The sequence below is a fragment of the Dokdonia sp. Asnod1-B02 genome, from assembly GCF_045063955.1.
In the GTDB taxonomy this organism is placed as follows: domain Bacteria; phylum Bacteroidota; class Bacteroidia; order Flavobacteriales; family Flavobacteriaceae; genus Dokdonia.
The window spans coordinates 125,800-152,028 of the sequence record NZ_JBEFNW010000002.1; the positions used below are offsets into that span (position 1 = coordinate 125,800).

The window sequence follows — 26,229 nt, forward strand, 5'->3', positions numbered from 1 at the left end:
ATCTTATTAAATAATGCTATGATACAATGCCCATTTTCTTCAATAAGAAACTAGCATTCATATTCTGGCAAATACCTTCTTTAAAGGTGTAATCAAAGAACAATTCGTCGTTTATAATTTGTGCGTCAAAGTAATAGTTCTTCACCTCCTTGAGATCATTTGCAGCCTCACATAAACTTAAATCGTGTGTAGCTATAATACCAGTCGCTCCTGCACCTACAAGCTTATCTATAAACTTACGAGAACCCTCTGCCTTATCCGTACTGTTAGTTCCTTTTAAAATTTCATCTAGGATAATAAAGTAACGATCTGTTTCTATCTGATCTACAATAAACTTAAGACGTTTGAGTTCGCTAAAGAAGTAACTCTCATCATCTGTAAGACTATCTGTGGTGCGCATACTAGTAATTAACTTTATAGGCGTATATGAAGCGCTCGTTGCAAATATGGGCAAGCCTACGTTACCCATCACAATCTGTAAAGCCACCGTTCTTAAGAAGGTACTTTTACCAGCCATATTTGCTCCTGTGATGATAAAGAACTCATCGTTTTTTATAGTGATATCATTGCGCACAGCAGTTGTAGGATCAAGAAGAGGATGCGCTGCTCCTGTAGTAACTAGTGTAGTTCCAGTTTCTGTAATCTCAGGAAATACATGAGCTTGATGATTAAAAGCATAATTACCTAAACTATTATAAGCATCAAAAAAGGCGATTACTTCAAACCAATCTTCTACGGCATCGCGATGTGTTGCAATCCATCCTTCAATGTTGTGTACAATACTTAAATCTCTCAGAAAAAATCCATTAGATATGAGTCCAATTATAAAATTATTACGTTGATCAAGTGCGTCTAGATGTTTTGAAAAAGCTCTTAAAATGGACGAACTTGATTGCTCTGACGTAATGACCATTTTACGCTTAATTACTAGCAGATCACTCGCAAATTCTTGCTCTTCTATTCTAGATAATAAGCTCGCATATTGTGTAAATGTGGTTTGAATTTTCCCCGTATGTGCAGAGAGCATATTGATTCTGCCAAAGAACCTGCCGCTTATTAACAAACCTATCCCAAACACTACAAACACCCACCATCCAGCAATAAATCCTATAAAATAAGCTCCAAGCGTAAGTAATGAGATTGCAGAAAATATGCGTGAAATAAGTTTCATGTGCTTAGGCACAAAGGAGGTGTACTCTTTTAACCACACGAGCACACTATCTGCAGAAATGTCTGTGGTGACCAATGATGCTATCGCACTAAATAGTTGTCTCCACTCTGGCAGCTCGCCTAACTCTTTTACAGCTTCTTGCTTTTGTGATATTGCTTCAATATCGTTTGAAAGAAGCATGGAAGCAAGCTTTGAAGAACCACTATCAAGGGCTGTCCTATTGAAGTACTGAAAGAAAGAGCCACGCCCAAAAAGGTCTATATCTTGGCTAAATACATGCTCTGGATTATGAAACTCACTTCCATCTGGCAGGTCATAAAAATCCCTGTTTAGTACTTTTAATTCTGTCTCATTACGCTCTAGAAGCGCTTTAGTAAGATCACGCTTGTGCTGTAACTGGCTGTGGCGACTCACGAGTAATAAAAAAGCTATTATACCTGCGATTATACATCCCATAAGTAATTGCGTGTTACCTAAAGTGAAGTACACACTCGCTCCTGTAGCCAAAAACACTACAAGTCTTATGGTACTTGAGATATTGAGTTTCCTTTTAATCTCAGATAATTCTTTCTGATATGTTTTGATTTGTCCTTCGTAGAAGGCTGTAGGTGCTGTCATATTATAGAGCCGCAAGTTCGGCTTGTTGTTTTTTTGTCATTTTTGATACGACCAGATTGTAAGAATGGTCAATAAGCTCTGCTAGTAATTGTGGTGGCAACTCTTCCAGAACACAGGTATTCCAGTGAGTTTTATTCATATGCCATCCAGGAATAATAGCTCCATCATGTTCTTCTCTTAAAACGACAGCACGATCTGGATCACATTTTAAATTTGCCGAAAGTGGAATTCGTTTCAAAGAGCAAAGTGTAAACATTTTACCCATCACTTTAAAAACTAGGGTGTCTGCATCAAAAGGAAACTCCTCCGTCACTCCTTTTTTATCAAGGCAATATGTTCTAAACGCTTCTATATTCACTTGGTAATTATTGTTGCTTCTATGAGTTCATCTTCTACAGGCGGTTCAAACCAGATTTCCATAAATTCAAAATCTTCCGCCGAAACGTCAAATTCGTAGGTGGCTCCTTGCTCTTTATTGCGCTCTTGTACTCTTTCTTTCCTCAATTCTTTATCAATATCTAAAAAGTGTAGCTCGTAAGGTATTTGGTGCGCTTTCGCGAAAGCGTAAAAATGTTCTCTTCTATCTCGCTTTGCAAAACCCAAATCTAAAATTGTGGGAGTATCAGCCTCTTCAAGCTGTAATACTAGTGATTGAATCATCTGGTCGCTACGCGCTATGCGTTCTAAAAACCAATCAACTCCGTCTGTCTCTTGTTTATCATCTAGAAATAGTGTCTTATTCCAATGATCAATGGAAAATAAGATACCATTAACGCTTTTCTTAAGATCTAATGAATACGTAGTTTTTCCAGCTCCTGTATTTCCAGTAATGAGATATATCACTAAGATTCAATTTTCTTAGGCTCCTTACTCGCAGGTATTTCAAGTGATGAGTAGTCTAGTTTCCAGCCTATGGTTTCTACAAGTTTTTGCATTAACTGTACTGTTTCTAGCGCCTGTGTTTTTGCTTCCTCAAAGAGTCCGCTCTGTGGAATTTTATCGCGTATGTGTTGCTTTGCCTCTCTGTTTATCTCTGTAAGATCTGTGCTTGTAAATGGATTTGCCCAGCCTTCTTTCTTATCATAATATTTAAAATCTGTCTCTACAGATAGTAGTTCTGGCTCTGGGAAATCAAATAGTTTTATGGTTCTATTCTTATCATCTGCCTCCATTTTAATCTTAGTGAGGTCAAAACCTATGTGTGCTTTTGCATCTATGAGGACAATAGCCTTTTTTGAACCTAAGAGCAGGTTCATCCATTTATTTTTTAAACTTTCGTAGTGATATATCTCTGCAAAGTCACCCTCTACGGTGATAAATTTACACACCGTTCTTATACGCTCCATAAGCACAACAGATTGTGCTTGAGCATCTGGCGTTTTAGATTTTCCAGATATAAAGTTAAATACAAAATAAGAGAGTATCGCTCCTACGGCGAGCCCTATAAATACTAATTCCATAAAGTAAAGATACTAAAAGCCCTCAAAGACTTCACCATATAAAATGCCAGTAACCACAATGGGACACTGGCATCATAATTTAATATCAAGAATCTTTATGCTAGTCTATTATTTACTCTCAGACTTAAAGCTTTGTATTGCCGCATTAGGCTCCATAATGGTATACCCTTTCCAGAAATTAGGATCATAATTAGACAAGTATGTTGCCTCCATCTCTTTAATTTCCTCTACAGCATCATAAGTACTTTGATCAATACTAGTGGTACTAAAAACAACTAGCTCCTTTTTTGAATAGCTAGTGTTTGCTATTTCAATCTCCATCGCTACTTCATTTTGCTTTCGGCGACCTCCTACATTTTTATTTTTTTCAATGATTTTTAAAGGCCTATCTATACCAACGCGTTCTCCGTTTTCTAGCTCCATAAATCGCAATGAGTAACCACCATTATCATCTTTTGCATAGATGCTTTTACCCTTATACAAGTACTTCTTGTAGCTTATGCCAAACATCCCAAAACTTGATAACTTACGTACATTTTCATATTCTAGTCGCATTACTGCAAAGTCATCAGTATTTACATAAAGGGTCCCCTTAAAATCTTTTCTTCCTTTAGGCTCAAAGTCTATTACGTAAACTATATCATCACCTATTGCCGTAAATTCTCTTTTGGTAAATCGATAACGATTGGATTTTGTTAAGAAGTCAAGTTTTGTATCCTCCTTATAAAACATAGCCTCAAACAGATCAGAAAGGTCAGATTTTATACTTTCTGTAATGGCTTGCTCCTTGTCATTTTCTTCTTGCTCTGTATCTACCTCTATTTTAAGTCCGCCATTTGAGCTGCCCATTTTTGTAGAGTCATCTACTTCAATAGTGGTACCTATGATTCCAGATTTTATTTTAAAATAAGAATCTGCTTTTACATTTTTCTCAATAATTTCTTCAAGCCTTTTTCCAAAACTCTCCACCCCTACATTTTCTTTAGTTTTATCGTAGAGCTTTGCGGCTTTATCTATAACGAGCTTTTGATTGTCATAATTTCCAGAAAGTGTTCCTACAGACTCACTGTAGTAATCACTCTTTTTAGCGACAGACCCCACTAGACTATCCATAAAGACTTGGTTAAATTCTGGAATAGTCGTTTTTTCTACTTCGATATCCATTTTATCAATACGATCTGACTCAGACTGTCTGAAGAATATTTTTTTCTCAGTGAGCGCATTAGGATAATTGACAACTATATTCTCTTTAACGCGCTCTATAATCTCCTCTGCATCTAGCGGATTATTTGTGAGAAACACATTATCCAGTTCGTTTGTTTTCACACGCAGCGATATAATGGTATCCATCACTTTCTTAGGAAAAATAGCCACCTCTTCATATCCCATAGATGAGATATACACAGAGTCCCTAAGTGCAGATAGCTTATGCTCTCCAAGAGTAAAGATGCCTTCTTCATTTGTGATTGTGCCTGTATTTTTAGATAATTTTACAGTCGCAAAAGGTATGGGCTCTTTAGTCCTTTCATCAATTACGGTTACACTATAAGATTGTGCTGCCGCTGTAGTAGCGCAGGTTATTGTAAGTAATGTGAGAATGAATTTTATAAGTGTCGTCATAAGATGGTTATTTAATATATAGACGCTAGAAAAATTAAAATAGTTGCCTAAACTATTAAAATGACGTCTTAATTGTCAATATGTTACGCTCTAAAACTAAAAAAGCGTCCATCGGGACGCTTTTGTTATTCTTCTTCTTTCTCTTTAAGAGCTTTCATCTTTTCTTTTGCTTCGAGTAATCGCGCTTCACTAGCGTCTCTCTTCTCACGCTCTTTCTTTTTCTTACGATCCATAAGCTTAGAATGCTTTGCTTTATTTTTCGTGTTTTTAGGAGTTCCTCGTTTTGCCATGGTGCAAATATAGTAAAGGTTAGGTATTCGCTTTCGCGAAAGCGTTTTTCATCTCAATAAATGCTGCTACGGGATCATCTGCATTCCATATGCCGCCTAGCGCTCCTACTCCTTTAAAGCCAAGTTTTAGTGCTTCTGGAGTCGTAGTTGCATTTATTCCTCCCATGCCTACTATATCTTTATTAATGTGACGCACATCAAAACCTCTTCCTTGCATATCACTCTTAGATATTGCCGAAAACACAGGACTTAATAAGGTATACGCAAAACTTACTGCTTGCGATGCTAGATCTTCTGGTTCGTGGTAAGAGGAAGATACGCTATTATCTTTGCTGGTAAATGAGTTCACATAGGCTTCTAGACGATCACCTTGGGCTCTCCACATCGCTTCTTCTAGATGCACACCCATAATGTTAAACTGACTACACAGCTCTTTATGAAAGTTATGCGTTATTATACGATTATGATACGTAGCATCAACCATATTCAAGTATGCTATGTGATCATCAAGACTCGCATCTGGTTTTCTAAGATGAAAATGAGATAACCCAGCTTCAAATAGTTGATGCAGTGTGGCAATCTCGTTTTCACTCGTTTCCTCAGGAGAAATTAATATGATCATCTATGCAGTTTTTACAACATCAATGATAGCATTTTTCTCTAGCACTCCAGATTGTCTCCACACCTGCTTTCCTGCTTTATAAAGGATCATAGTAGGTACTCCTCGCACATTATACTGTGCAGCAAGCGGCTGATTTTTATCTACGTCTATTTTTACAATTTTTACTTGATCACCTAGCTCGTCTTTTACTTGTTCTAGAATAGGCCCCAGTGTTTTACAAGGTCCACACCATGTTGCATAAAAGTCTACTAATACAGGAGTTTCAGATTGGATTATATCAAAAAAGGATGATTTCATCGTTGTGTATATTTTAGATTTATTGAAATATAATAAAATACCTCTGTACCATTAATGGCTTTAAGAGATTTATAACCTTAGTCGTTTTTGATGTGTGTTCCTTAATATCTAAACTATCACATTTTTGAACCAGCAAACATCCTCAGAATTACTCTATTCTACAGGTCTAATTTTCAAATACCTCCATTCACATTTTTTAACAATGGATGGTTAAGGTTTATTAATTGCTTTGAAAAAAATGAGGTTTCAAATTATCTTTAAGTGAACATTAAAAATTAAAATCATGAGTAATACAACACCTAATCCAGAGAAAACTAGTAAGAAAGAACAAGCGATTAATCTTGAAGCCACACATGGAAAAGAGATTAATAATCAGGTAAAAGATAAAAAAGAGTTTACCCAGCCACGAGATAATTTAAAGAGTTAATCACTCACTATATATAAGAAACCCCGAAGAAATAATCTTCGGGGTTTTATGTTATAATAGCGCGTTGTCCTTTACACTCTGCACAACCTCAGGATTAAGTAGCGTACTTATATCGCCTAGATTGTCTCCTTCTCCAGAGGCAATCTTGCGCAATATGCGTCGCATGATTTTACCAGATCGTGTTTTAGGTAATCCATCTGTAAACTGGATTTTATCTAGCTTAGCAATCGGGCCTATTTTTTCTGTGATAAGCTGATTAATTTCTTTGCGTAAATTATCATGATCACGCCCTTCACCAGTCTCCTTTAAAGTTACATAACCGTACAAAGCATTTCCTTTAATAGTATGAGGAAAACCTACAATCGCACTTTCGGCAACAGCTGGATGTTCATTAATAGCATCTTCTATAGGTGCTGTACCTAAGTTGTGACCAGAAACGATAATGACATCATCTACACGTCCTGTGATTCTATAATAACCCGTAGCATCTCTCAAAGCACCATCTCCAGTAAAATACATATTATCAAATGCCGAAAAATACGTGTCTTTATACCTTTTGTGATCTCCCCATATCGTTCTAGCTATACTAGGCCATGGAAATTTAATGCACAATCTTCCTTCTACTTGGTTTCCTTTTATTTCTTTGCCTTGTTCATCCATTAAAGAGGGTTGTATTCCTGGTAAAGGCAAGGTTGCAAATGTGGGAATTGTAGGCGTTGCAAAGGGGATAGGGCTGATCATAATCCCACCGTTTTCAGTTTGAAACCAGCTATCAACAATTGGACATTTTTTCTTCCCTATATTATCATTATACCAGTGCCAAGCTTCCTCATTTATGGGTTCGCCTACGGTTCCTAAAACCTTGAGAGATGATAAATCATACTTCTCTACATAACTCAAGTTCTCCTTTGCAAGTGCTCTTATCGCCGTGGGTGCTGTATAAAATTGGTTTACTTGATGTTTATCTATTATTTCCCAAAAGCGTCCCCAGTCTGGAAAACTTGGAACTCCTTCATAAAGTACAGAGGTGGCACCATTTGCAAGTGGCCCGTAGACAATATAACTATGCCCAGTAATCCATCCTATATCTGCACTACACCAGTACACATCATCCTCTCTATATTGGAATACATTTTTAAATGTATATGCACTATACACCATATATCCCGCGGTAGTGTGCAACATCCCCTTAGGTTGCCCTGTAGAGCCAGAAGTGTATAATATAAAAAGAGAATCCTCTGCTTCCATAGTTTCGGCAGGGCATTCTGTTGATGCCTCCTTTAACAGTGGTGCTACCCACTCATCACGCCCCTCTTTCATTATTACATCACCACTAGTGCGCTTTACAACAAGTACGCTCTCCACAGATGGAGTATTTTCTAATGCATCATCTACAATACTTTTAAGGTCAATTGTTTTATTACCACGATAGGAGCCATCGCTCGTAATAACCATCTTACAGCTTGCATCATTAATACGCGTGCTCAATGCAGTACTAGAAAAGCCGGCAAATACTACCGAATGTACCGCTCCTATACGCGCACATGCAAGCATAGATACCGCAAGTTCTGGTATCATGGGTACATAAATACACACTCGGTCACCGCGCGTCACCCCTTTAGCCTTAAGCACATTTGCAAACTTGCACACGCGTTCATGGAGGTCTTTATAAGTAATATGTTCGGCAGGATCTTCAGGGTTATTGGGCTCAAAGAGCAATGCAGTTTTATTACCACGAGTATAGAGATGCCTATCGAGACAATTTTCTGTAATATTTAATTGGGCTCCATCAAACCACTTTACTTCTGGCTTTTTAAAATCCCATTCTAATACGGTATCCCAGCGCTTACGCCAGACAAAGTTTTCTTCGGCAATTTCTTCCCAGAACTGCTCAGGCTTATCTACAGACTTTTGGTAGACTTGAAAATACTCTTGTAGACCTTTTATGTGGTAATTACTCATTATATATCCTATTTGATTGATAAAAGATATAGAGTATGACGCTAATAATGAAAACATTTAACGCTTTCGCGAAAGCGCACCACATACAACACCCATCACAATTTGCTTTAAATATAAAATTTTAACTAGTTAAGCTATAAATGTGCAACAGAGAGCCTTTTTATAACATTAAAATTATTCATTACTGATAATTAGCGGCTTACAAAAAATTTAAAATCAATCTTAATAAATAAAAAAACTCATCAAACATCTCAAACAATCGGTGAAAAGCAGTATTTTTTAGATTAAAAGAATATTATTAGTTAATTAAATACATTTTCTGATGTAACAACTGCTCTAGGGGCAATTGCTTAAATTTTAATTCCCAAATCAATATTTATGACTAGACTAACCATACTACTGCTAGTTGTTTTAAGTACTGTATACTCTTTTAAATCCTACAGTCAAGAGACAATCTCTCAAGAAGAAATCTTATTAATAAAAGAAAAGCAATTCACCGTAGCAGAGATAGACTCTCTGATGCCCGCCATACTTGCCTTATTTAATGAGTCCAGTTATGAAAAAGTTATTGAGGTTGTACCACACCTTCTAGATAACGCTAAGAGAGTCAAATCACCTATCACTACATCCCGTTTAAGAAGTATTCTAGGAAATGCATTTATACAAGTAGACAATTTTCAGGGTGCAGAAGATCTTTTTAATAACGCCATTGAAGAAAATAAAAAATCTAATGACACCTTTAATTTGGCAAGAAATCTTACTAATCTGGGAAATACTTTTTTTAAAGAAGATCCAGACAAGGCCATCACCTATTTTGAAGAAGCACTCGCCATAAGCCCAGAAATTGAAAATAGTATCCTAGTTGATTTTATATCAAATAACAACCTAGCTGAGTTATATGTAATAAAAAAGCAGCCAAATGAGGCGCAACACTATCTAAATCAAGCAAAGGAATTACTAATGAAAGGTGATTTTAATGGAAGGAAAAACAACTTTGAAGGAACCGTCTATCACGTTCAAAGTTCCATCTATCTATTACAAAATAGACCTAAAGAGGCGATTGAAGCAATTAATTACTCTATGGAGGTAGCTGGTGATGAACAAGATGACAACTACAAGATTGATAATTATAAAAACCTAATGAAGGCCTATGAAAGCATAGGCAACTACGAGCAAGTAAATAACATACGTAAAACCTATGACGTACTCGTCGAAAAGAGATACGAAGCAAACAAAATAAAGCAGCAAAAAAATGCTACCTCTCGCTTTAACCTCAATAAATTTAAACAAGAACTACGAGCCTCAAAATTAGAAAATGAGCTCACGCTTCAAAAGGCTGGTGAAAACAAATTACTTTTAAGAACTTCACTCGCACTAGCAGCCATCCTGCTCTTATTTATCGGGACTTTATTACATGGTAGAAAGAAGCGAAAAAGGCTCCTTGATAATTTAAAATCAAAGAACAAACAATATCTTCAAGCCAAAAAGAAATCTCAAAAACTAGCTAGAAGTAATACTAAATTTCTTTCTACAGTAAGCCATGAGTTAAGAACTCCGCTTTATGGAATTATAGGACTTTCTTCTGTGTTTCTTGAAGATCCAGCGCTCAAAAACCATACAGAAGATTTAAAATCTTTAAAATTCTCTGCCGACTATCTACTAGCGCTTGTAAATGATATATTAAGCTTAAATAAGTTTGACTCAAAAGAAGGCGAGCGTATCCAGAAGACTAACTTTAGACTACATAAATTAATACCTCACATTGTACAAACCCTTGAGTTTATAAATAAGAAAAATAATAACACTACAAAGGTGATTATTGATCCTAATATACCAGACACCTTACTAGGCGATAAGACTAAAATCTCTCAAGTCCTCATGAACTTATCGAGTAATGCTAGCAAGTTTACCGAGGATGGCACAATCACCATAAAGGCCACACTCCAAGAAAAGAATAAAGATGTAAACACCATACTCTTTAGTATAGCAGACACAGGACAAGGCATTGCCAAAGAAGAACAAGCAAAAATCTTTACTGAATTTGCTCAGGTAGGAGCTATGTCAAACCATCAAGGTACAGGCTTAGGTCTTCCCATTGTCAAGAAGATTTTACACATTCTTGGTAGTAAATTATCCCTAATAAGCAGTCCAAATAAAGGTTCTACTTTTTCATTTACAATTGACCTAGAAACCGGATCCGACTCCTACCTAGAAGTCCAATCAGATATCTCAAGTTACGAACGTCTCAAAGGCAAAAAAGTGCTTATCGTGGACGATAATAGCATTAACCAACTAGTTACTAAAAAGGTACTTGAACAATACGGTATAAAAAACGAAAGTGCCAGTGATGGACAACAAGCTGTGAGCGCAGTAAAGAATAATGCCTATGATTTCATATTAATGGATATTAATATGCCTGTAATGAACGGTATTGATGCCAGTATTGTTATTAGAAAGTTTGACAGCATAACTCCCATCATTGCTCTTACAGCCACAAGCTATAAAGAGGGAGATAAAGAACTGACAAAATACGGCATTAACAATAGCATACTCAAACCCTATAAGACAGAGATTCTTTTAGACATGCTCTTAATGTACAGCTCGACTTAAATGGTCACAAATGCATTTTCACTTAACCTCGCTGGCTTTTTGTAGAATCTGACCTGCTTATAATATGTTATCTTATTCTTTACGCTTTTGCAAAAATGGCTCTTTCAGTCAAGTTTTCTTCTAGCCTGAAGGTTATATATAACGGAGTGTTTTTTAATATCTAATCCTCTAAAAAAAAATAAAAACTTCAAATTTTCAAGGAAATTTAAGTCTCTTTCTCGCGCTATACCATGTAAACAACCTTTATTCTTCTAAAAATTCTCTAAAACAAGGAGTTCTAACTCAACAGACTACAAAAACCTCAACACACACTAAGTCAGTATATTAAAACGTTTTTAAACGTTTACAAATACTTACAAACGACTATAAACGTAAGTAAACGTTTAAAAGTCGGCTAGGGATTGTGAGCTGTCGCATATTTGCAGTGTTCTTATTTACAAGTGGTTATTATAATTTACTTACTAAGAACAAATGATTTTTTCGGGAACGGCTCGAGAAAGAAAAATAACTCAATTTGGTAGGCTTAACCTACTCAAGAAAAACACATTATTATGAATGCATTACGCAACAAAGTACAGTTAATTGGAAGATTAGGTCAAGAACCAGAAATCACAACATTTCCAGATGGAAATAAAATTGCCAAGTTCTCTATGGCAACAGATGATTCTTATAAAGATAAGAATGGTCAGAAAGTAGAACGTGCATACTGGCACAATATCATAGTACGCGGCGGCCTTGTCAAAGTGGTAGAAAGCTACATCCAGAAAGGACAAGAAATCGCAATAGAAGGAAAACTTACTAATCGTTCTTGGGAAGATAAAGATGGTGTAAAAAGATATATGACAGAGATTGTTTGCAACGAGTTATTAATGCTTAGTAAAAACAATTAATATTACATTTTTAATAATAAAGGCGCTCTCACGAGCGCCTTTTCTTATTTTATATGCTCTAGGATAACAATATCGTAATTACGTATATTTATATCTTAAAATACAAGCGATGAGCAACACCTATAAAACCACCGTAAACGAGGAGCATGAGTTCGAAGTTTCTCGTGATCAGCTATCTCAGTTAGACGCGGTACATACCTCTCAGAATTCTTACCATATTCTAGAGGATAATTCTTCTTTTAAAGCAACTGTGGTCTCCTCAGATTTTAGCAAAAAGACGTACAACATTCAGGTAAATAGCAACAACTATGAAGTTGTTATTAAAGACGAAATTGACATTCTTATTAAGGAGATGGGCTTCACGGTAGGAGCTTCAAAACAGCTCAACAATCTTATTTCTCCTATGCCAGGTCTTATTATCGATGTGCAGGTCACTGCTGGTCAAGAAGTAAAAGAAGGTGACACGCTGGTGATTCTAAGTGCCATGAAAATGGAAAACAGCTTTGTATCCCATACAGACGGAGTTATCAAGGCCGTGCACGTTGTAAAAGATGACGCGGTAGATAAAGGGCAATTACTTGTAGAATTTGAAGAAGAAAAATAGATGAAAACTATAAAGAAAATATTGATTGCAAACCGTGGTGAGATAGCCATCAGGGTAATTCGTACGGCTAAGAAAATGGGTATTAAAACAGTAGCCATTTACTCTACTGTAGACCGTAATGCACCACACGTGCGCTATGCAGACGAGGCCGTTTGCGTGGGTAATGCACCTTCATCAGAGTCGTATTTACTAGGTGATAACATTATTAAAGTTGCTCAAGAACTTAACGTAGATGCAATCCACCCTGGCTACGGATTTTTGAGTGAGAATTCCGCTTTCGCGAAAGCGGTAACCGAAGCACAAATGATCTTCATAGGCCCAGAGGCACAAGCAATAGAAATCATGGGAAGTAAGCTCGCAGCCAAAGAAGCTGTAAAAGCATACAACATCCCGATGGTGCCAGGTATTGATGAAGCCATCACAGATGTAGAAAAAGCAAAAGCTATTGCTGCCGAAATAGGATACCCTATTCTCATAAAAGCTTCTGCCGGAGGTGGTGGAAAAGGAATGCGCGTGGTAGAAAAAGACAGCGAACTAGCATCACAAATGAGTACGGCTATTAGTGAAGCGACTGCAGCCTTTGGCGATGGATCTGTTTTCATAGAAAAATATGTTGCATCACCTAGACACATTGAGATACAAGTGATGGCAGATAATCACGGTAATGTGATTCACTTGTTTGAACGTGAATGTAGCATCCAGCGTCGTCACCAGAAAGTAGTAGAGGAAGCTCCATCTGTAGTCCTTACTCCGCAACTTCGAGAAGAAATGGGGCAAGCTGCAATAAAGGTGGCAAAAGCATGTAACTATCGCGGCGCAGGTACCGTAGAGTTCTTGCTAGACGATCAACACAATTTCTATTTCTTAGAAATGAATACTCGATTACAAGTAGAACACCCTGTAACCGAACTTATCTCAGGTACAGATCTTGTAGAATTGCAGATACGCGTTGCTCGTGGTGAGCAATTATCTATCTCTCAAGAAGACCTCAGCATTAAAGGACATGCCCTAGAATTACGTGTGTATGCAGAGGATCCTCTTAATGACTTCTTACCTAGCGTAGGTAATCTATCTACTTACATACTCCCAGAAGGAGAAGGTATACGTGTAGATAATGGATTTGAGCAAGACATGGATATTCCTATCTATTATGACCCTATGCTTTCTAAACTTATTGTTTATGCTCCTACACGTGAAGAGGCAATAGAATTATTATCTAAGGCCATAGATGATTATAAAATAGAAGGTGTGCAAACTACACTTCCTTTTGGAAAATTTGTTTGTGAGCACGATGCCTTCCGTTCTGGAAATTTTGATACGCATTTTGTGAAAAATTATTATTCTCCAGAAGCTTTAAAAGAAGGGTTTAAAGAAGAAGCACGTATTGCTGCTCTTATCGCTCTCAAACAACATATTAAAGAACAAAATATCTTACGCCTACCAACTGTATAACCTATGGATGCTAACATAAAAACGCTTAACGAAAAAATTGAACTCGCTCACTTAGGTGGCGGTCAGAAACGTATAGACAAGCAGCACGAGAAAAAGAAACTTACTGCTAGAGAACGCATACACTACTTACTAGACGATGGCTCTTTTGAAGAAATAGGTATTCTTGTTACACACCGTACTACAGATTTTGGTATGGAAAAAGAAATCTATTATGGAGATGGTGTAGTTACTGGTTATGGTACTGTAAACGGTCGTTTGATTTATTTATTTGCACAAGACTTTACGGTTTTTGGAGGTGCACTCTCTGAGACACACGCCGAGAAAATTTGTAAAATCATGGATCTCGCTATGAAAACTGGAGCTCCATTAATAGGGCTTAATGATTCTGGTGGGGCACGTATACAAGAAGGTGTACGCTCACTAGGAGGTTATGCAGATATCTTTTTCCGTAATGTGCAAGCATCTGGTGTGATTCCGCAAATCTCGGCTATTATGGGACCTTGTGCGGGTGGAGCAGTATACTCTCCAGCAATGACAGACTTTACTATGATGGTAGAGAACACAAGCTACATGTTTGTAACGGGACCTAGCGTTGTAAAAACAGTGACTAATGAAGAAGTAACCTCAGAAGAACTAGGTGGCGCAAGTACACACAGTTCAAAATCTGGTGTGGCACATATCACCTCTTCAAACGACGCACAATGTCTTGAAGATCTTAAATCTTTATTAAGCTACTTACCTCAAAATAATACAGAAACACCGAAGAATTTACCGTTTACACTTAAGGATGAGGTGCGCGACCAGCTTGCAACCATTATCCCAGATAGTGCAAACAAGCCTTATGATATGCATGAGGTCATTACGGGTATCATAGATGAAGATTCTTTTTATGAAATTCATAAAGATTATGCTGAGAATATCATTGTAGGTTTTGCTCGTTTAGGAGGTCGTAGTGTGGGTATCGTTGCAAATCAGCCTATGTTTCTTGCCGGAGTGCTAGATGTAGATAGCTCAAAGAAAGCCGCACGTTTTACAAGATTCTGTGACTGTTTCAATATTCCTTTACTCGTTCTTGTTGATGTTCCAGGTTTCCTTCCAGGTACAGATCAGGAATGGAATGGAATTATTACAAACGGAGCAAAGTTATTATACGCACTTAGTGAAGCTACCGTACCAAGAGTAACAGTGATTACAAGAAAAGCATACGGAGGTGCTTATGACGTGATGAACTCTAAGCACATAGGTGCAGACCTTAACTATGCATGGCCTAGTGCTGAGATAGCAGTTATGGGTGCAAAAGGAGCCAGCGAGATTATCTTTAGAAAAGAAATAAGCGCAGCAGATAATCCTGAAGAAAAACTACTTGAAAAAGAAAGTGAGTATGCAGAGAAGTTTGCAAATCCTTATCGCGCAGCACAACGTGGATTTATAGACGAAGTGATTATGCCACAAGACACTAGACGCAAGCTTATAAAAGCATTTAGCATGCTAGAAAATAAGAAAGTAGAGCTTCCTAAAAAGAAGCATGGCAATATTCCTTTATAGCGCCTTGTTTTAAGAAAATAAATACATCATTGCTGTATAAAGAGGCGCTCATAAGAGCGCCTCTTTTAATTGGTATTAATAACTTTGTAAGATGGTTGCAACACAAGAATTACACTCCCTTTTAAAAACTCATTTTGGCTACGATAATTTCCGCCCTAACCAGCAAGAAATTATAGAATCTGTGTGCCGTGGAGATGACGCACTTGTCATTATGCCTACGGGTGGTGGTAAATCCATGTGTTTTCAATTGCCTGCACTTGCGCTAGATGGGGTTGCTCTTGTGATCTCACCTCTCATTGCCCTAATGAAAGATCAGGTAGATGCGCTACGTGCAAACGGCATAAAAGCAGCCTACTATAATAGCACACAACCACTTGAAGAAACTCAGCAAGTATTAGCCGATTTACAAAGCGGCGCGATAGACCTGATTTATGTTGCTCCTGAGAGCTTACAAATGTTAGACGGAGCACTTAATGCCGCAACCATTTCATTAATCGCTATAGATGAAGCACACTGTATCTCATCATGGGGTCACGATTTTAGACCCGCCTACACACAACTAGGCTATTTAAAAAGACGTTTCCCGAAAGCGCCACTTATTGCCCTTACCGCAACTGCAGACAGATCAACACAAGATGATATTGCAGATCAATTAGGAATAAGCAATGCAAAAAAGTACGTCTCTTCTTTTGATAGACCTAACCTCTATCTTGATGTGAGACCTGGCCAAAAACGTAATGATCAAATTCTTGATTTCCTTGAAGAGCACCCTGGAGAAAGTGGTATCATTTACTGTCTTTCAAGAAAAAGCACAGAGTCTCTAGCTGCCAAACTACAAGCTAACGGGTATAAAGCTGCTGCATACCATGCAGGGATGCACGCAGAGCAACGTTCAAAAGTGCAAGAAGATTTTATAAACGATACGACGCCAATAATCTGTGCTACCATCGCCTTTGGTATGGGAATAGACAAGAGTAACGTACGATGGGTGATTCACTACAATATGCCTAAAAATCTTGAAGGTTATTATCAAGAAATAGGTCGTGCTGGACGTGATGGTTTACCTGCTCACACCTTGCTTTTTTATAGTTATGCAGATACCTTGCAGCTAAGACAGTTTATAGACGGAGCAAAAAATGCCGACTACCAAATGGCAAAGCTCGATCGTATGCAACAATATGCAGAAGCGCTGAGTTGTAGACGTAAAGTGCTTATCAACTACTTTGGTGAGTTTCTCTCTGAGGATTGCGGAAACTGTGACATTTGTAATAGTCCGCCGGCTTATTTTGACGGTACTGTACTTGCTCAAAAAGTACTTTCAGGCGTTGCTCGTATGCAACAAAAAGAAGCGATGGGTACCGTGATTGACGTTTTAAGAGGTTCGCAAAACGCTCAAGTATATGACAAAGGCTATCAAGAAATAAAAACATATGGAGCTGCAAAAGATGTTCCCTGGAGAGATCTTCAGCAATATATTGTGCAGCTTATCAATCAGGGATTGTTAGAAATACGCTTTCGCGAAAGCGGAAGATTATTACTCACCCCACTTGCTAAAGAAGTGTTGTACGACGGGAAAAATATACAACTGGCTAAACTCACCAAGGTTAAAACCGAACCTGTTACCAAAGAACGCAAACCTAAAAAACCAAAAGGAACCCTCTTTGAAAAGCTGCGCGAACTACGCTCAGAACTGGCTAGAGATGCAAATGTGGCTGCATATATCGTATTTTCTGATGCTTCCCTCAAGGATATGGAAGATCAAGAACCCGTCACTCAAAAGCAGTTTTTAGACATTCAAGGTGTAGGACAAGCCAAAATGGAAAAATATGGCGCAGATTTTATTAAGGTGATCAAAGAGCATGTCCAGAAACCAAAGCCTAAAAGCGGTAGTAAAACGTATCTAGAGACTAAAAAACTCATACAGCAAGGCCTATCTCTAGAAGAAATTGCAGAGACTCGTAAACTCACTATAGGCTCCGTATACAATCACTTGATGAAGTTGCATGATGAAGGTATGGAGGTAGATTTTTACCAATTTATACAGCCCGTAGAAGTAAAGCAAGTACACGACGCCATCTTAAAAGTAGAAGACGCAGATAAGCTCAAATCTTTTTACGAATATTTCAAGGAAGAGCTACCATATTGGAAAATAAGACTTGCCCTATATTTAAAGGGGAAGTAGTATTCTTTTTTGCCTATTTTTAAGGCTATGAAAGAATTTACGCCTTCGCGAAAAGTAGGCTTTATCATCGGCCCTTTGCTATGTATTTTATTACTCGCAGCACCCGTTGAGCTCATAAATCCAGCGATAGACAAGGTGATTGCTGTCGCTTTGTGGATGATTATCTGGTGGGTTACAGAAGCTGTTTCCATCTCTGTTACGGCACTTATTCCGCTTGCTCTATTTCCCTTACTCGGTATTGGAGATATTAAGGAAGTCGCCAGTAACTATGCAAATCCTATTGTGTATCTATTTTTTGGAGGATTTGTAATCGCGCTAGCGCTAGAAAAAGTTAACCTGCACAAACGGATAGCCCTCTCTATTCTTAAAATTACGGGCACAAAGGCAAACGGAATCATACTAGGCTTTATGATTGCCACTGGTTTAATGAGCATGTGGATTTCAAACACAGCAAGTACTGTGGTGATGCTCCCAATCGCCGTTTCTGTGATTCAACTTCTTATAGATGACGAGGATGGTTTTACAAAAAACGACCGCAACTTTGCTCTTAGTATTATGCTAGGTATCGCCTTTGGCGCTAATATAGGTGGAATGGCGACCTTAATAGGCACACCGCCAAACTCTGTAATGCTTGCATTCCTTAATGAGAGTTATAATATAGACATAGGCTTTTTCCAGTGGATGAAAATGGGAGTTCCATTCTCCATCATACTGATGATCATCACATATTTTATGATTACAAGAGTCTTCTACAAGAATAACCTAGGCACCATTGGAAAGTCTGGAAATATCATACAGACCGAGTTAGATAAACTTGGTCCTATTTCAAAAGGTGAGAAAGTAGTCTTAGCCATATTCCTCATTACAGCAATCTCGTGGATGCTACGCTCTTATCTCAACCAGCTACTACCAGAAATCACACTTACAGACACAACCATCTCTGTGATTGCGGCGCTGTTGATGTTTATAGTACCTATTGATTATAAAAAAGGTTCTTTTCCGCTCAATTGGGAAGATACTTCTCGATTACCTTGGGGAATTTTAATCCTCTTTGGCGGCGGTCTCGCACTTGCCTCTGGACTAGCACAATCTGGATTTATAGATATGATAGGTTCCTACATATCACAGCAGGAAGACTGGAGTATGTGGGTAGTTACAGCAGTACTCATTTTCTTAATGCTCTTTATGACCGAGTTGATGAGCAATGTTGCACTTGTCACCATTTTAGTTCCGCTAGTCGTAGGTATTGCGATAGGGATGGATGTGCCCATTTTACAAATGGTGATTCCAGTGACCCTTGCTTCTAGTTGTGCATTTATGCTACCTATGGCAACACCACCTAACGCCATTGTTTTTGCAAGTGGTCACGTACGCGTAGACCAGATGGCGCGTGTGGGTGTGGTTTTAAATTTAATTTCGGTGGGCTTACTCTTTACGCTGGCTTACTATGTGGTTCCAGTATTGTTTTGATTTTTAATCATTAAAGGTATATTTGTAAGAAAAATCATTCTATGAAGTTAAAATTACTCTTTGGTTTATTAATGTTTCAGAGTGTCGTAGCTCAAGCTCAAGAAATTTTTACTGATTCATTTGCGGGGCAGGGAGCTCCATTTTCACTATACACCATAGATGATGAATTATATGTAGGCCTTTTCGACCTAAACGCTAACAATATGGCTTACATTCAAAAGGTGCCGTTTAACGACCCTACTAATAAAACTACAGTAGCTGAAGCCCCGCCTGCAGTTGGTTTTATAAAACTAGCTTATGACGAAGATTCTAACACTCTTATAGGTGGAACAGCTAGTACTTTGTACAAGCTGAATTTAAATGATGCATTACCTGTACAAGGAGAGGCGATTAACAACTCTGCTATAAATACCCAAATGGGTGTAGTATTATCTAACAGTGTACTGTACTTTGTACGAGGTAATACAATTTTAAAATATTCTATAAATGACACTAACTACACAGAGACCATAGTTTTTGAGAATAATAACTCCATAATTATTGGAGAGGTTTTTAATAATGAGCTTTATTTCTTTGAGCGCACAGGAACCACAAACAACTTAGCCTTATATAAAATCAATATTAATGACAGCTCTCCAGATTCTATACTAGTTTCAAATATGGATGGTTATGCTGGATTTGTGCAAGATGTCTACTTAAAAAATAGTTTGCTATACGCTACAATTGAACTCTCGGCAAACCATAGTATCATTAAGTTTGATCTAGACAACGCGCTACCAATTAGTCCCGAATTTCTTTTAACTCCGGACAATGCTCCTTTAGGCATCACTAGCTATGAATCCAATCTATATTATATCACTGGATCACAGAATATTTTCTTAATAGAAGATCCAGAATTATTAAATACAAAAGATTTCAAGAGAGAAAATTCAATCGTTTATCCCAATCCTGTGGTAAACGATAGACTGTACATAAGTTCGACATCTAGTGATAACTTTCAGTTAATTGATATTAATGGGAAAATAGTTTTACAAGGAACTCACAATCGCGAGGCAATTACTTTACCCAACCTAAATTCTGGCGTGTACTTTTTGAAACTATTCAATAGAGATGGTGAAGTTCTAGAAACACAAAAAGTGATAAAAAACTAGCCACTGCGTACTATAGATTTTGTAAAAGCAAATTATGATTTAACAGTATTGTTTTAAAATTACGCTTTCGCGAAAGCACACTCATATCATAGCTCTGTAGGTTGAATACCACTTACACTAATGCCCAGATTTGTGAGTGTTTTGGTTTTCTTTTCATTACCCGTAATCATCGTGATGGAATTTACTTCTAGATGTTTTAAGATTTTTGCGGCTGCACTAAAATCACGATTATCATTATGGAAACCTACAGCCTCGTACGCATCTGCTTGAGGCATACCTTGTTTTTTGAGCGGTAAGGTATTGAGGAGTGCATAATGACCATTTCCTTTTCCTTCTTGCTCTAGCCAGATTACAATACCCTTTCCTGCTCGTTCTATAAGTTGCTGTGATATTTCCATTTGCTCACGGCAATCACACTCTATACTATTAAAATGGTGAGCAAAAATGCACGAAGAATGTACCCTACAAAGCACATCCTCTTCTCCGCTCACATCTCCCATCACTAGCGCGTGACACTCCTTGATGCCATCATAAAAGAGAATCTCTTTATAGATGCCATATTTGGTTTTAATAGTTCCTTCGGCGAGTTGTACGATCATTGTGTTGCGATATTAGTAGATTTACTTTTTTACCATTGAGATAAACAACTCCTTACCTGCACGAGCAGCTACTGAGTTATAGGAAGTCTCCATTTTCTGAATGTCAAAGTATTCTGAAAACAAGTTTTTATATTCGGTAGTGCTTCCTCCGTATGGCGGTCCTTTTTCGGTGAGTGGGAAGTAAAAAAGCAAGCCTACAATCTTCCCTTCAGGTTTAAGCAATGTGTGCATATGTGAGACGTAAGCAGGTCTTAATTCTGGCTGTAATGCGCAGAAAAATGTTTGCTCTATAATTACATCAAACTGCCCTTCATATGTAAAGAAATCTTGTTGTATGAGTTGCGAACTAGGAAAATGTGGCACTCTCTGTTTCAAATTTTCTAATGCAAGTTGAGAAAAGTCTACTACATACACATTTTTAAACCCCTGCTCCCAGCAGTACTGAGCCTCATAGCTATAACCGCCACCAGGGATTAAAATTTTAAGGTCCTTATTTTCTAATTGATTGAGGTAGGCTTTAATAGGTGGAGACACCTTTTTTAGGTCCCAACCTGTACTTCCCTCTGCATAGCGATTATTCCAATAGGTTGACGTGAGTTCCATCTTTTAGGCTTTAGTTTTAAAACAACATCTAGTGCATAGCAATTTAAGTAAATTACGTATAGCGAGTGATAAATGTAGTATGTGTTACTTGTAGTTACGCTTTCGCGAAAGCATAAAAAATCACATTACTCAGCTTCAGGATTCATAGGGATAGTAAAATAAAAAGTGCTCCCTTCATTAATTTTTGAAGTCACCCAAATATTTCCTTTATGTATCCCGACAATCTTCTTACAATGCGCAAGTCCTATTCCGGTGCCTTTATACTGATCTGTTGTATGTAATCGCTGAAAGATAGAAAAAATACGTTCCTGATGATCTTTACGAATACCTATTCCGTTGTCTTTAAAAGAAAATTGCCACATCTTCTCATTAGGATTTTCTAGGCTCGCAGTCTTGCTCACTTCTATATGTAATGTAGGCGATGTACCTTCTGCACAAAACTTTAAAGCATTTGTAATTAAGTTTTGAAATAATAAGCGTAGTTCAACTTCTGAGCCCATAAGTATGGGAAGCTTAGCATATGTGATAGATGCTTTTTTCCTTTTTATAAGTGCATAGATATCCTTCTCTAAGTCTTCTACCAACTTGTTACAATCTACCTGCTTAAAACTTCTAGTCTTACCTATGCGTGAGTATTCTAGCAACACATTAATAAGCTTAGCCATCCTCTCACTTGCCTCTTCTATAAATTCAAGACTCTGATTACCTAAATCGTCAAACTGTGCACTATAATCATTCCTTATGAGCCCAATGAAGCTAGATATGGTATTGAGAGGTTCTTGTAAATCATGGCTTGCTATGTAGGCAAACTGCTCGAGGTCTTCATTTTTCTGACTGAGCTCTTCTGCTTGGGCTTGTATTTTTGCATTTTGCAATGCAAGCTGTTTTGCAAGATTACTTTTACTTTGATAATTCTTATAAATTATAAATCCTGCCACCAGAAATAAGAGAGCGATAATACCTAAAAGCCAGTTGATATTCTCTCTAAGAGATAGCTCTACAGACTGCTCATCAAGCACTTTTTTCTGGACACTGAGGTTTAAGTTTTGATTATCAATACTATCTTGATTGCGCTCTATTTCTTCTGCATTTTGAACTAAAATGCGCTGTCTTCTCTCAAGTTCTTCCAGTTGAGATTCATTTTCTACTTCAAGCTCTTTTGCAATTTCTTGCTTTTCTTCTATGGTTTGTTTTTGAATCTCATCCTCATCGAGCAAATCTTGAATGGAGTTATTTTTCAATTTTACAATCTCTTGAATTGTATCTATAATCTCGTTTTTGCTATTAATCTCTCTTTGATGAGCAATAATTAAAGAGTCCTTTCTCTTTGCGTTTTGCTTAGCTATCTTAAGTGAGTCTTGTGCTTCTATAAAAAGTGATTGCCACTTTTGCGAAGTTTTAATGGCGTAAAATTTTAAGGAAGGAGCAATAACAAAGTCATTACTGCGCAGTAGTTCCTCATTGATTTGATGTCTAAATGTATTTCCAACTCTAACAATATTTATCATCGAGGCATTGAATGCATATCCCTCAGACATTACTAATATACCCTTCCCTTCTGAAGACTGAAGGATATATGGCATTTGGAAATTATATTTTTTATTAACGTACAATATATCTACATCTGCTATATCTTTTACAGTAAGAAAATTGATGATTTCAACCGGCTTAGACTGTATCTGTCGTTTTTGAGCTATTGACTTAAAATCAATAATGGTTCTATCAGGACCCAGCACTCCTATCTTAAAGGTGTCTCCAGATTGAGGTGACCAGTTTACTTGTTGTGCAATATTAAAGACGTAGATAGCACGTTGAACTCTAGAAACTTGTTCAATGCTAGTCTGCGCTTGAATTTGAGTAGAAGACCCAAAGATTATTAAGGCGACCATAATCTTAAGTGCCGTTAATAGTTTGAAGTCTTTCATGAATAATACATCCTTATTATAAGCTTAGAGATAAACTTACAAAGTAGTTTCTACCTTGTACACCAAACTGGCCTACTCGTCTACTATAGGTAAAATTACCGTTGCTCGTATTTGATGAATGCGTGTGCTTATCTGGATACACATTAAAAATATTATTCCCTCCTATAGCAGCACTTACTCGTGAGTGGAACTGATAATGAATAGAGAAATCTGTGAGAACCTTTGCCGAAAACTTTTGATCTCGGGACTCTACATTTCCTGTAAAGTCATTTACAACCCAGTTGTCGCTATTTCCATCATCTGGGTGGAAATATTCTACAGGTCCAAATAAGGTGTTATTGAAGTGAATTTTAAACTTTTCAATATCATAAAAGCTTCTCCAGCTCAATTTATATTTAGGCTGTCCTTTCTCTAGCCTTCCAATTTCTTCTCTACTAAAAATGACTTCTTCTGCTCCCTCAAAAGCAATAGGCACTCTTATATCTTTTCCTACAGTTGTGGTATTGACATTAAAACCTAAAGAACTTTCTAGATTACCATTACCTACTTTGTTTTTATAAACTAACGCTAGATCTACACCTTGGGTATCTGTATCTATTGCATTTGTAAAGAACTGAGCTGCTCCAACCCCAAATGGCTCTAGAATTTCTTCATAACCATCAGATATGAGTCCTGAAAGTACAATCCTATCCTTGATTGCTATGTAGTAATAGTCAAGCGCAAGAGAAAAGTTTGCATTAATCTTACTACTTAAACCTATGCTATAGTGATTAGATAGTTCTGGACTTAGTCTATCTACATTAAAAGCTTGAGCAGCAAGAGCACTTTCATTATTAAAAGTACCTACCTGTAAGATATTACCATCAATAAACTGCGTGCTTATATTTTGAAAAAACACTTGATGTAGTGATGGCGCTCTAAATCCTGTAGCAATACCACCTCTCAAACTTGTATTATTAGTTAACTTATAACGAGAGGCCACTTTCCAAATCACTTGACTCCCAAAGTCATTATAAAGCTCATTTCTGGCTGCAAGTTGTATGAGCCACTTATCATTAACGTTTGCTTCGATATCTAGGTAAAACGAGCTGTTTGTTCTAAACTTATTAAGTTCATTTTCTGGTTGAATTCCAGGAAATACTTGCGCCCCTGCAATTCTTGGTGCCTCAAGCCCTTCACTATTCGTGAAGACGCTGCCGCCATTAATATACGAAGCCTCCTCTCCAGCACCTATCTGATAATTCTCTACTCTTAACTCTGCTCCAAAAGAGAAATTAAGACCTGATCTCCAATCAAAAGACTTTGAAAGATCTAAGTTTGAAGTATTCTGACTATATAAAAAGCCTCCTGCATAAAAAGTAGTAGGTGACGCAATACCTAAAGACGCATTATTAGAGTTATTAATAGTATAATCAAGAGCGTTCATCCCAATAGTATGACTAAAATCTATTCCCCAATTATGCTTACTTCCTCTTAAACCAAGTGTCACAGCGTCATCTTGAATGTCTGTTAGGATCTCCGGAGAAAATCCATTAGGAAACAAATCTGTAATTACACGGTCTTCATCTTTGGGAAATCTATAAAAACCAGCAGATTTTCCTTCTCTATAATTTCGTCCACCGTGCAGGTACACTTGGGCACTGTCTGAAACTTTAATTTCTCCATTAAAGTGAATGGCTAGATTCTGTGTTTCGGCATTACCTACCTGCATTACTTGCCTATCAGAATAACCAGTTTGATCAAAGAAATTATTCTGATCTATGAGCGCATTATCCTCTTCTTCATTATCTACATATACACGTCCAGTGTAATTACCAGCTCTATTAGTGGCTTCTCGTTTTCTATATTCACCTGTAATATTTAAAAATCCTTCCTTGCCTAACTTCATACCAAAATTTGCTCCTGCAAATTGTGTTAGACCATCACCCTCTTCATTAATTTTTAATAAATTATTTAAGGTAACAGCGTTAGTTTGTTTTTTTAGAATGATGTTGATAACCCCTGCAATCGCATCAGATCCATATTGAGAAGTTGCGCCATCTCTTAGTATCTCAATACGTTCTATAGCACTTATGGGGATAGCATTAAAATCTGTACCTACGGCACCCCTACCTATCGTACCATTTACATTGAGTAACGAGCTATTGTGCCTTCTTTTTCCATTGATAAGCACAAGAACTTGATCTGTACCTAATCCTCGTAGTGTCGCTGGATCTATATGATCCGTACCATCAGAAATTGTCTGTCTAGTCGAATAAAATGAGGGTGAGAGGTAATGTAATATTTGGCTTAACTCTATTTGAGAAGAGTTTGTAATTTGTTGTGGTGATATGATATCCACAGAAGCCGTGTTCTGAAATGAGGAAACAGGATCAGATCTTGTACCCAATGATATAGGCTCATCTACAGAGAAACCAGTCTCTAATTTAAAATCTACTTTTTGTGTTTCACCAGCTTTTACTACAACTGTTTTATAAAGTACATTATACATTACAAAACTTGCAGATAATACATACTCTCCTTCATCTACTTGAAAAGAAAAAGTACCATTAATGTCTGTTTGTGTAGTCTTATTGTAACCTTCTATACTTATGGTAGTACCTGGTAATATTCCAAAATTATCTGTAACCACTCCTTCTATCGTAGCTCTAGATTGAGCAAAACTAAGAGAAGATATTATGCACGCAATAAATAACGTAATCTTTGATAAAAAAGACATTAACTGGGGGTA

General features: G+C 37.3%; 22 protein-coding genes. 9 read left to right on the plus strand and 13 right to left on the minus strand.

Translation table 11 applies throughout. From position 1 onward, the window contains the following. Positions 1-16: 16 nt before the first annotated feature. From ACJJVU_RS00530 to trxA, 8 genes are all read right to left on the minus strand, one after another. The gene (locus tag ACJJVU_RS00530; RefSeq protein ID WP_405221088.1) at positions 17-1,789 is read right to left on the minus strand and encodes a MutS-related protein; all 1,773 of its coding nucleotides are present in this window, start codon (positions 1,787-1,789) and stop codon (positions 17-19) included. Position 1,790: 1 nt separating this feature from the next. After that, the gene (locus tag ACJJVU_RS00535; RefSeq protein ID WP_405221091.1) at positions 1,791-2,147 is read right to left on the minus strand and encodes an MmcQ/YjbR family DNA-binding protein; all 357 of its coding nucleotides are present in this window, start codon (positions 2,145-2,147) and stop codon (positions 1,791-1,793) included. Next, positions 2,144-2,632, minus strand: a complete 489-nt coding sequence (locus ACJJVU_RS00540; RefSeq protein WP_405221094.1) for an AAA family ATPase — start codon at positions 2,630-2,632, stop codon at positions 2,144-2,146. The genes ACJJVU_RS00535 and ACJJVU_RS00540 overlap by 4 nt, the downstream gene beginning before the upstream one ends. Next, complete coding sequence (locus ACJJVU_RS00545; RefSeq protein ID WP_013750386.1) at positions 2,632-3,249, minus strand: DUF4230 domain-containing protein; 618 nt, start codon at positions 3,247-3,249, stop codon at positions 2,632-2,634. The genes ACJJVU_RS00540 and ACJJVU_RS00545 overlap by 1 nt, the downstream gene beginning before the upstream one ends. Before the next feature lie 108 nt (positions 3,250-3,357). Beyond that, positions 3,358-4,869 (minus strand): carboxypeptidase-like regulatory domain-containing protein, encoded by a 1,512-nt coding sequence (locus ACJJVU_RS00550; protein ID WP_405221098.1) that lies wholly within the window; start codon positions 4,867-4,869, stop codon positions 3,358-3,360. A gap of 125 nt (positions 4,870-4,994) precedes the next feature. Next, the gene (locus ACJJVU_RS00555) at positions 4,995-5,159 is read right to left on the minus strand and encodes a hypothetical protein (RefSeq protein ID WP_013750388.1); all 165 of its coding nucleotides are present in this window, start codon (positions 5,157-5,159) and stop codon (positions 4,995-4,997) included. A gap of 19 nt (positions 5,160-5,178) precedes the next feature. Further along, on the minus strand, positions 5,179-5,781 hold the full coding sequence (locus tag ACJJVU_RS00560) for a thiamine phosphate synthase (RefSeq protein WP_405221102.1): 603 nt from the start codon (positions 5,779-5,781) through the stop codon (positions 5,179-5,181). Next, positions 5,782-6,078, minus strand: coding sequence for a thioredoxin (trxA, locus tag ACJJVU_RS00565; RefSeq protein WP_379952902.1), 297 nt, complete (start codon positions 6,076-6,078; stop codon positions 5,782-5,784). A 283-nt stretch (positions 6,079-6,361) separates the two neighbouring features. Between trxA and ACJJVU_RS00570 the strand changes: the two genes are divergently transcribed. After that, entirely contained in the window at positions 6,362-6,505 is a 144-nt protein-coding gene (locus ACJJVU_RS00570; protein WP_013750391.1) for a hypothetical protein, read from the plus strand. Between the two features lie 51 nt (positions 6,506-6,556). On the opposite strand, the gene acs is transcribed toward ACJJVU_RS00570, so the two are convergent. Then, complete coding sequence (gene acs, locus ACJJVU_RS00575) at positions 6,557-8,467, minus strand: acetate--CoA ligase (RefSeq protein ID WP_405221106.1); 1,911 nt, start codon at positions 8,465-8,467, stop codon at positions 6,557-6,559. Between the two features lie 378 nt (positions 8,468-8,845). Here acs and ACJJVU_RS00580 point away from each other — a divergent pair, with 378 nt between their 5' ends. The 8 genes from ACJJVU_RS00580 to ACJJVU_RS00615 all read left to right on the plus strand — a co-directional run bounded on the left by ACJJVU_RS00580 (position 8,846) and on the right by ACJJVU_RS00615 (position 20,371). Then, positions 8,846-11,077 (plus strand): ATP-binding protein, encoded by a 2,232-nt coding sequence (locus tag ACJJVU_RS00580; RefSeq protein WP_405221109.1) that lies wholly within the window; start codon positions 8,846-8,848, stop codon positions 11,075-11,077. A 551-nt stretch (positions 11,078-11,628) separates the two neighbouring features. Further along, positions 11,629-11,967 (plus strand): single-stranded DNA-binding protein, encoded by a 339-nt coding sequence (locus ACJJVU_RS00585; RefSeq protein ID WP_013750394.1) that lies wholly within the window; start codon positions 11,629-11,631, stop codon positions 11,965-11,967. Between the two features lie 109 nt (positions 11,968-12,076). Continuing rightward, a complete protein-coding gene (locus ACJJVU_RS00590) occupies positions 12,077-12,571 on the plus strand; it encodes an acetyl-CoA carboxylase biotin carboxyl carrier protein subunit (protein WP_405221113.1) in 495 nt (164 codons plus the stop codon). Beyond that, positions 12,572-14,023, plus strand: a complete 1,452-nt coding sequence (accC, locus tag ACJJVU_RS00595; RefSeq protein WP_405221116.1) for an acetyl-CoA carboxylase biotin carboxylase subunit — start codon at positions 12,572-12,574, stop codon at positions 14,021-14,023. Positions 14,024-14,026: 3 nt separating this feature from the next. Continuing rightward, positions 14,027-15,568: an acyl-CoA carboxylase subunit beta gene (locus ACJJVU_RS00600; protein WP_405221119.1), complete on the plus strand. Its 1,542-nt coding sequence runs from the start codon at positions 14,027-14,029 to the stop codon at positions 15,566-15,568. Between the two features lie 91 nt (positions 15,569-15,659). After that, positions 15,660-17,750: a DNA helicase RecQ gene (recQ, locus tag ACJJVU_RS00605; RefSeq protein WP_405221122.1), complete on the plus strand. Its 2,091-nt coding sequence runs from the start codon at positions 15,660-15,662 to the stop codon at positions 17,748-17,750. 27 nt (positions 17,751-17,777) lie between these two features. Beyond that, on the plus strand, positions 17,778-19,220 hold the full coding sequence (locus tag ACJJVU_RS00610; RefSeq protein WP_405221125.1) for an SLC13 family permease: 1,443 nt from the start codon (positions 17,778-17,780) through the stop codon (positions 19,218-19,220). Positions 19,221-19,261: 41 nt separating this feature from the next. Continuing rightward, on the plus strand, positions 19,262-20,371 hold the full coding sequence (locus ACJJVU_RS00615) for a T9SS type A sorting domain-containing protein (protein WP_405221128.1): 1,110 nt from the start codon (positions 19,262-19,264) through the stop codon (positions 20,369-20,371). 86 nt (positions 20,372-20,457) lie between these two features. On the opposite strand, the gene ACJJVU_RS00620 is transcribed toward ACJJVU_RS00615, so the two are convergent. The 4 genes from ACJJVU_RS00620 to ACJJVU_RS00635 all read right to left on the minus strand — a co-directional run bounded on the left by ACJJVU_RS00620 (position 20,458) and on the right by ACJJVU_RS00635 (position 26,217). Beyond that, a complete protein-coding gene (locus ACJJVU_RS00620) occupies positions 20,458-20,970 on the minus strand; it encodes a GTP cyclohydrolase (RefSeq protein ID WP_405221131.1) in 513 nt (170 codons plus the stop codon). A gap of 21 nt (positions 20,971-20,991) precedes the next feature. Next, on the minus strand, positions 20,992-21,573 hold the full coding sequence (locus tag ACJJVU_RS00625; RefSeq protein ID WP_405221133.1) for a methyltransferase domain-containing protein: 582 nt from the start codon (positions 21,571-21,573) through the stop codon (positions 20,992-20,994). Positions 21,574-21,698: 125 nt separating this feature from the next. Continuing rightward, entirely contained in the window at positions 21,699-23,498 is a 1,800-nt protein-coding gene (locus ACJJVU_RS00630; RefSeq protein ID WP_405221136.1) for a YfiR/HmsC family protein, read from the minus strand. A 16-nt stretch (positions 23,499-23,514) separates the two neighbouring features. Further along, the gene (locus ACJJVU_RS00635; RefSeq protein WP_405221139.1) at positions 23,515-26,217 is read right to left on the minus strand and encodes a TonB-dependent receptor domain-containing protein; all 2,703 of its coding nucleotides are present in this window, start codon (positions 26,215-26,217) and stop codon (positions 23,515-23,517) included. Positions 26,218-26,229 lie beyond the last annotated feature (12 nt).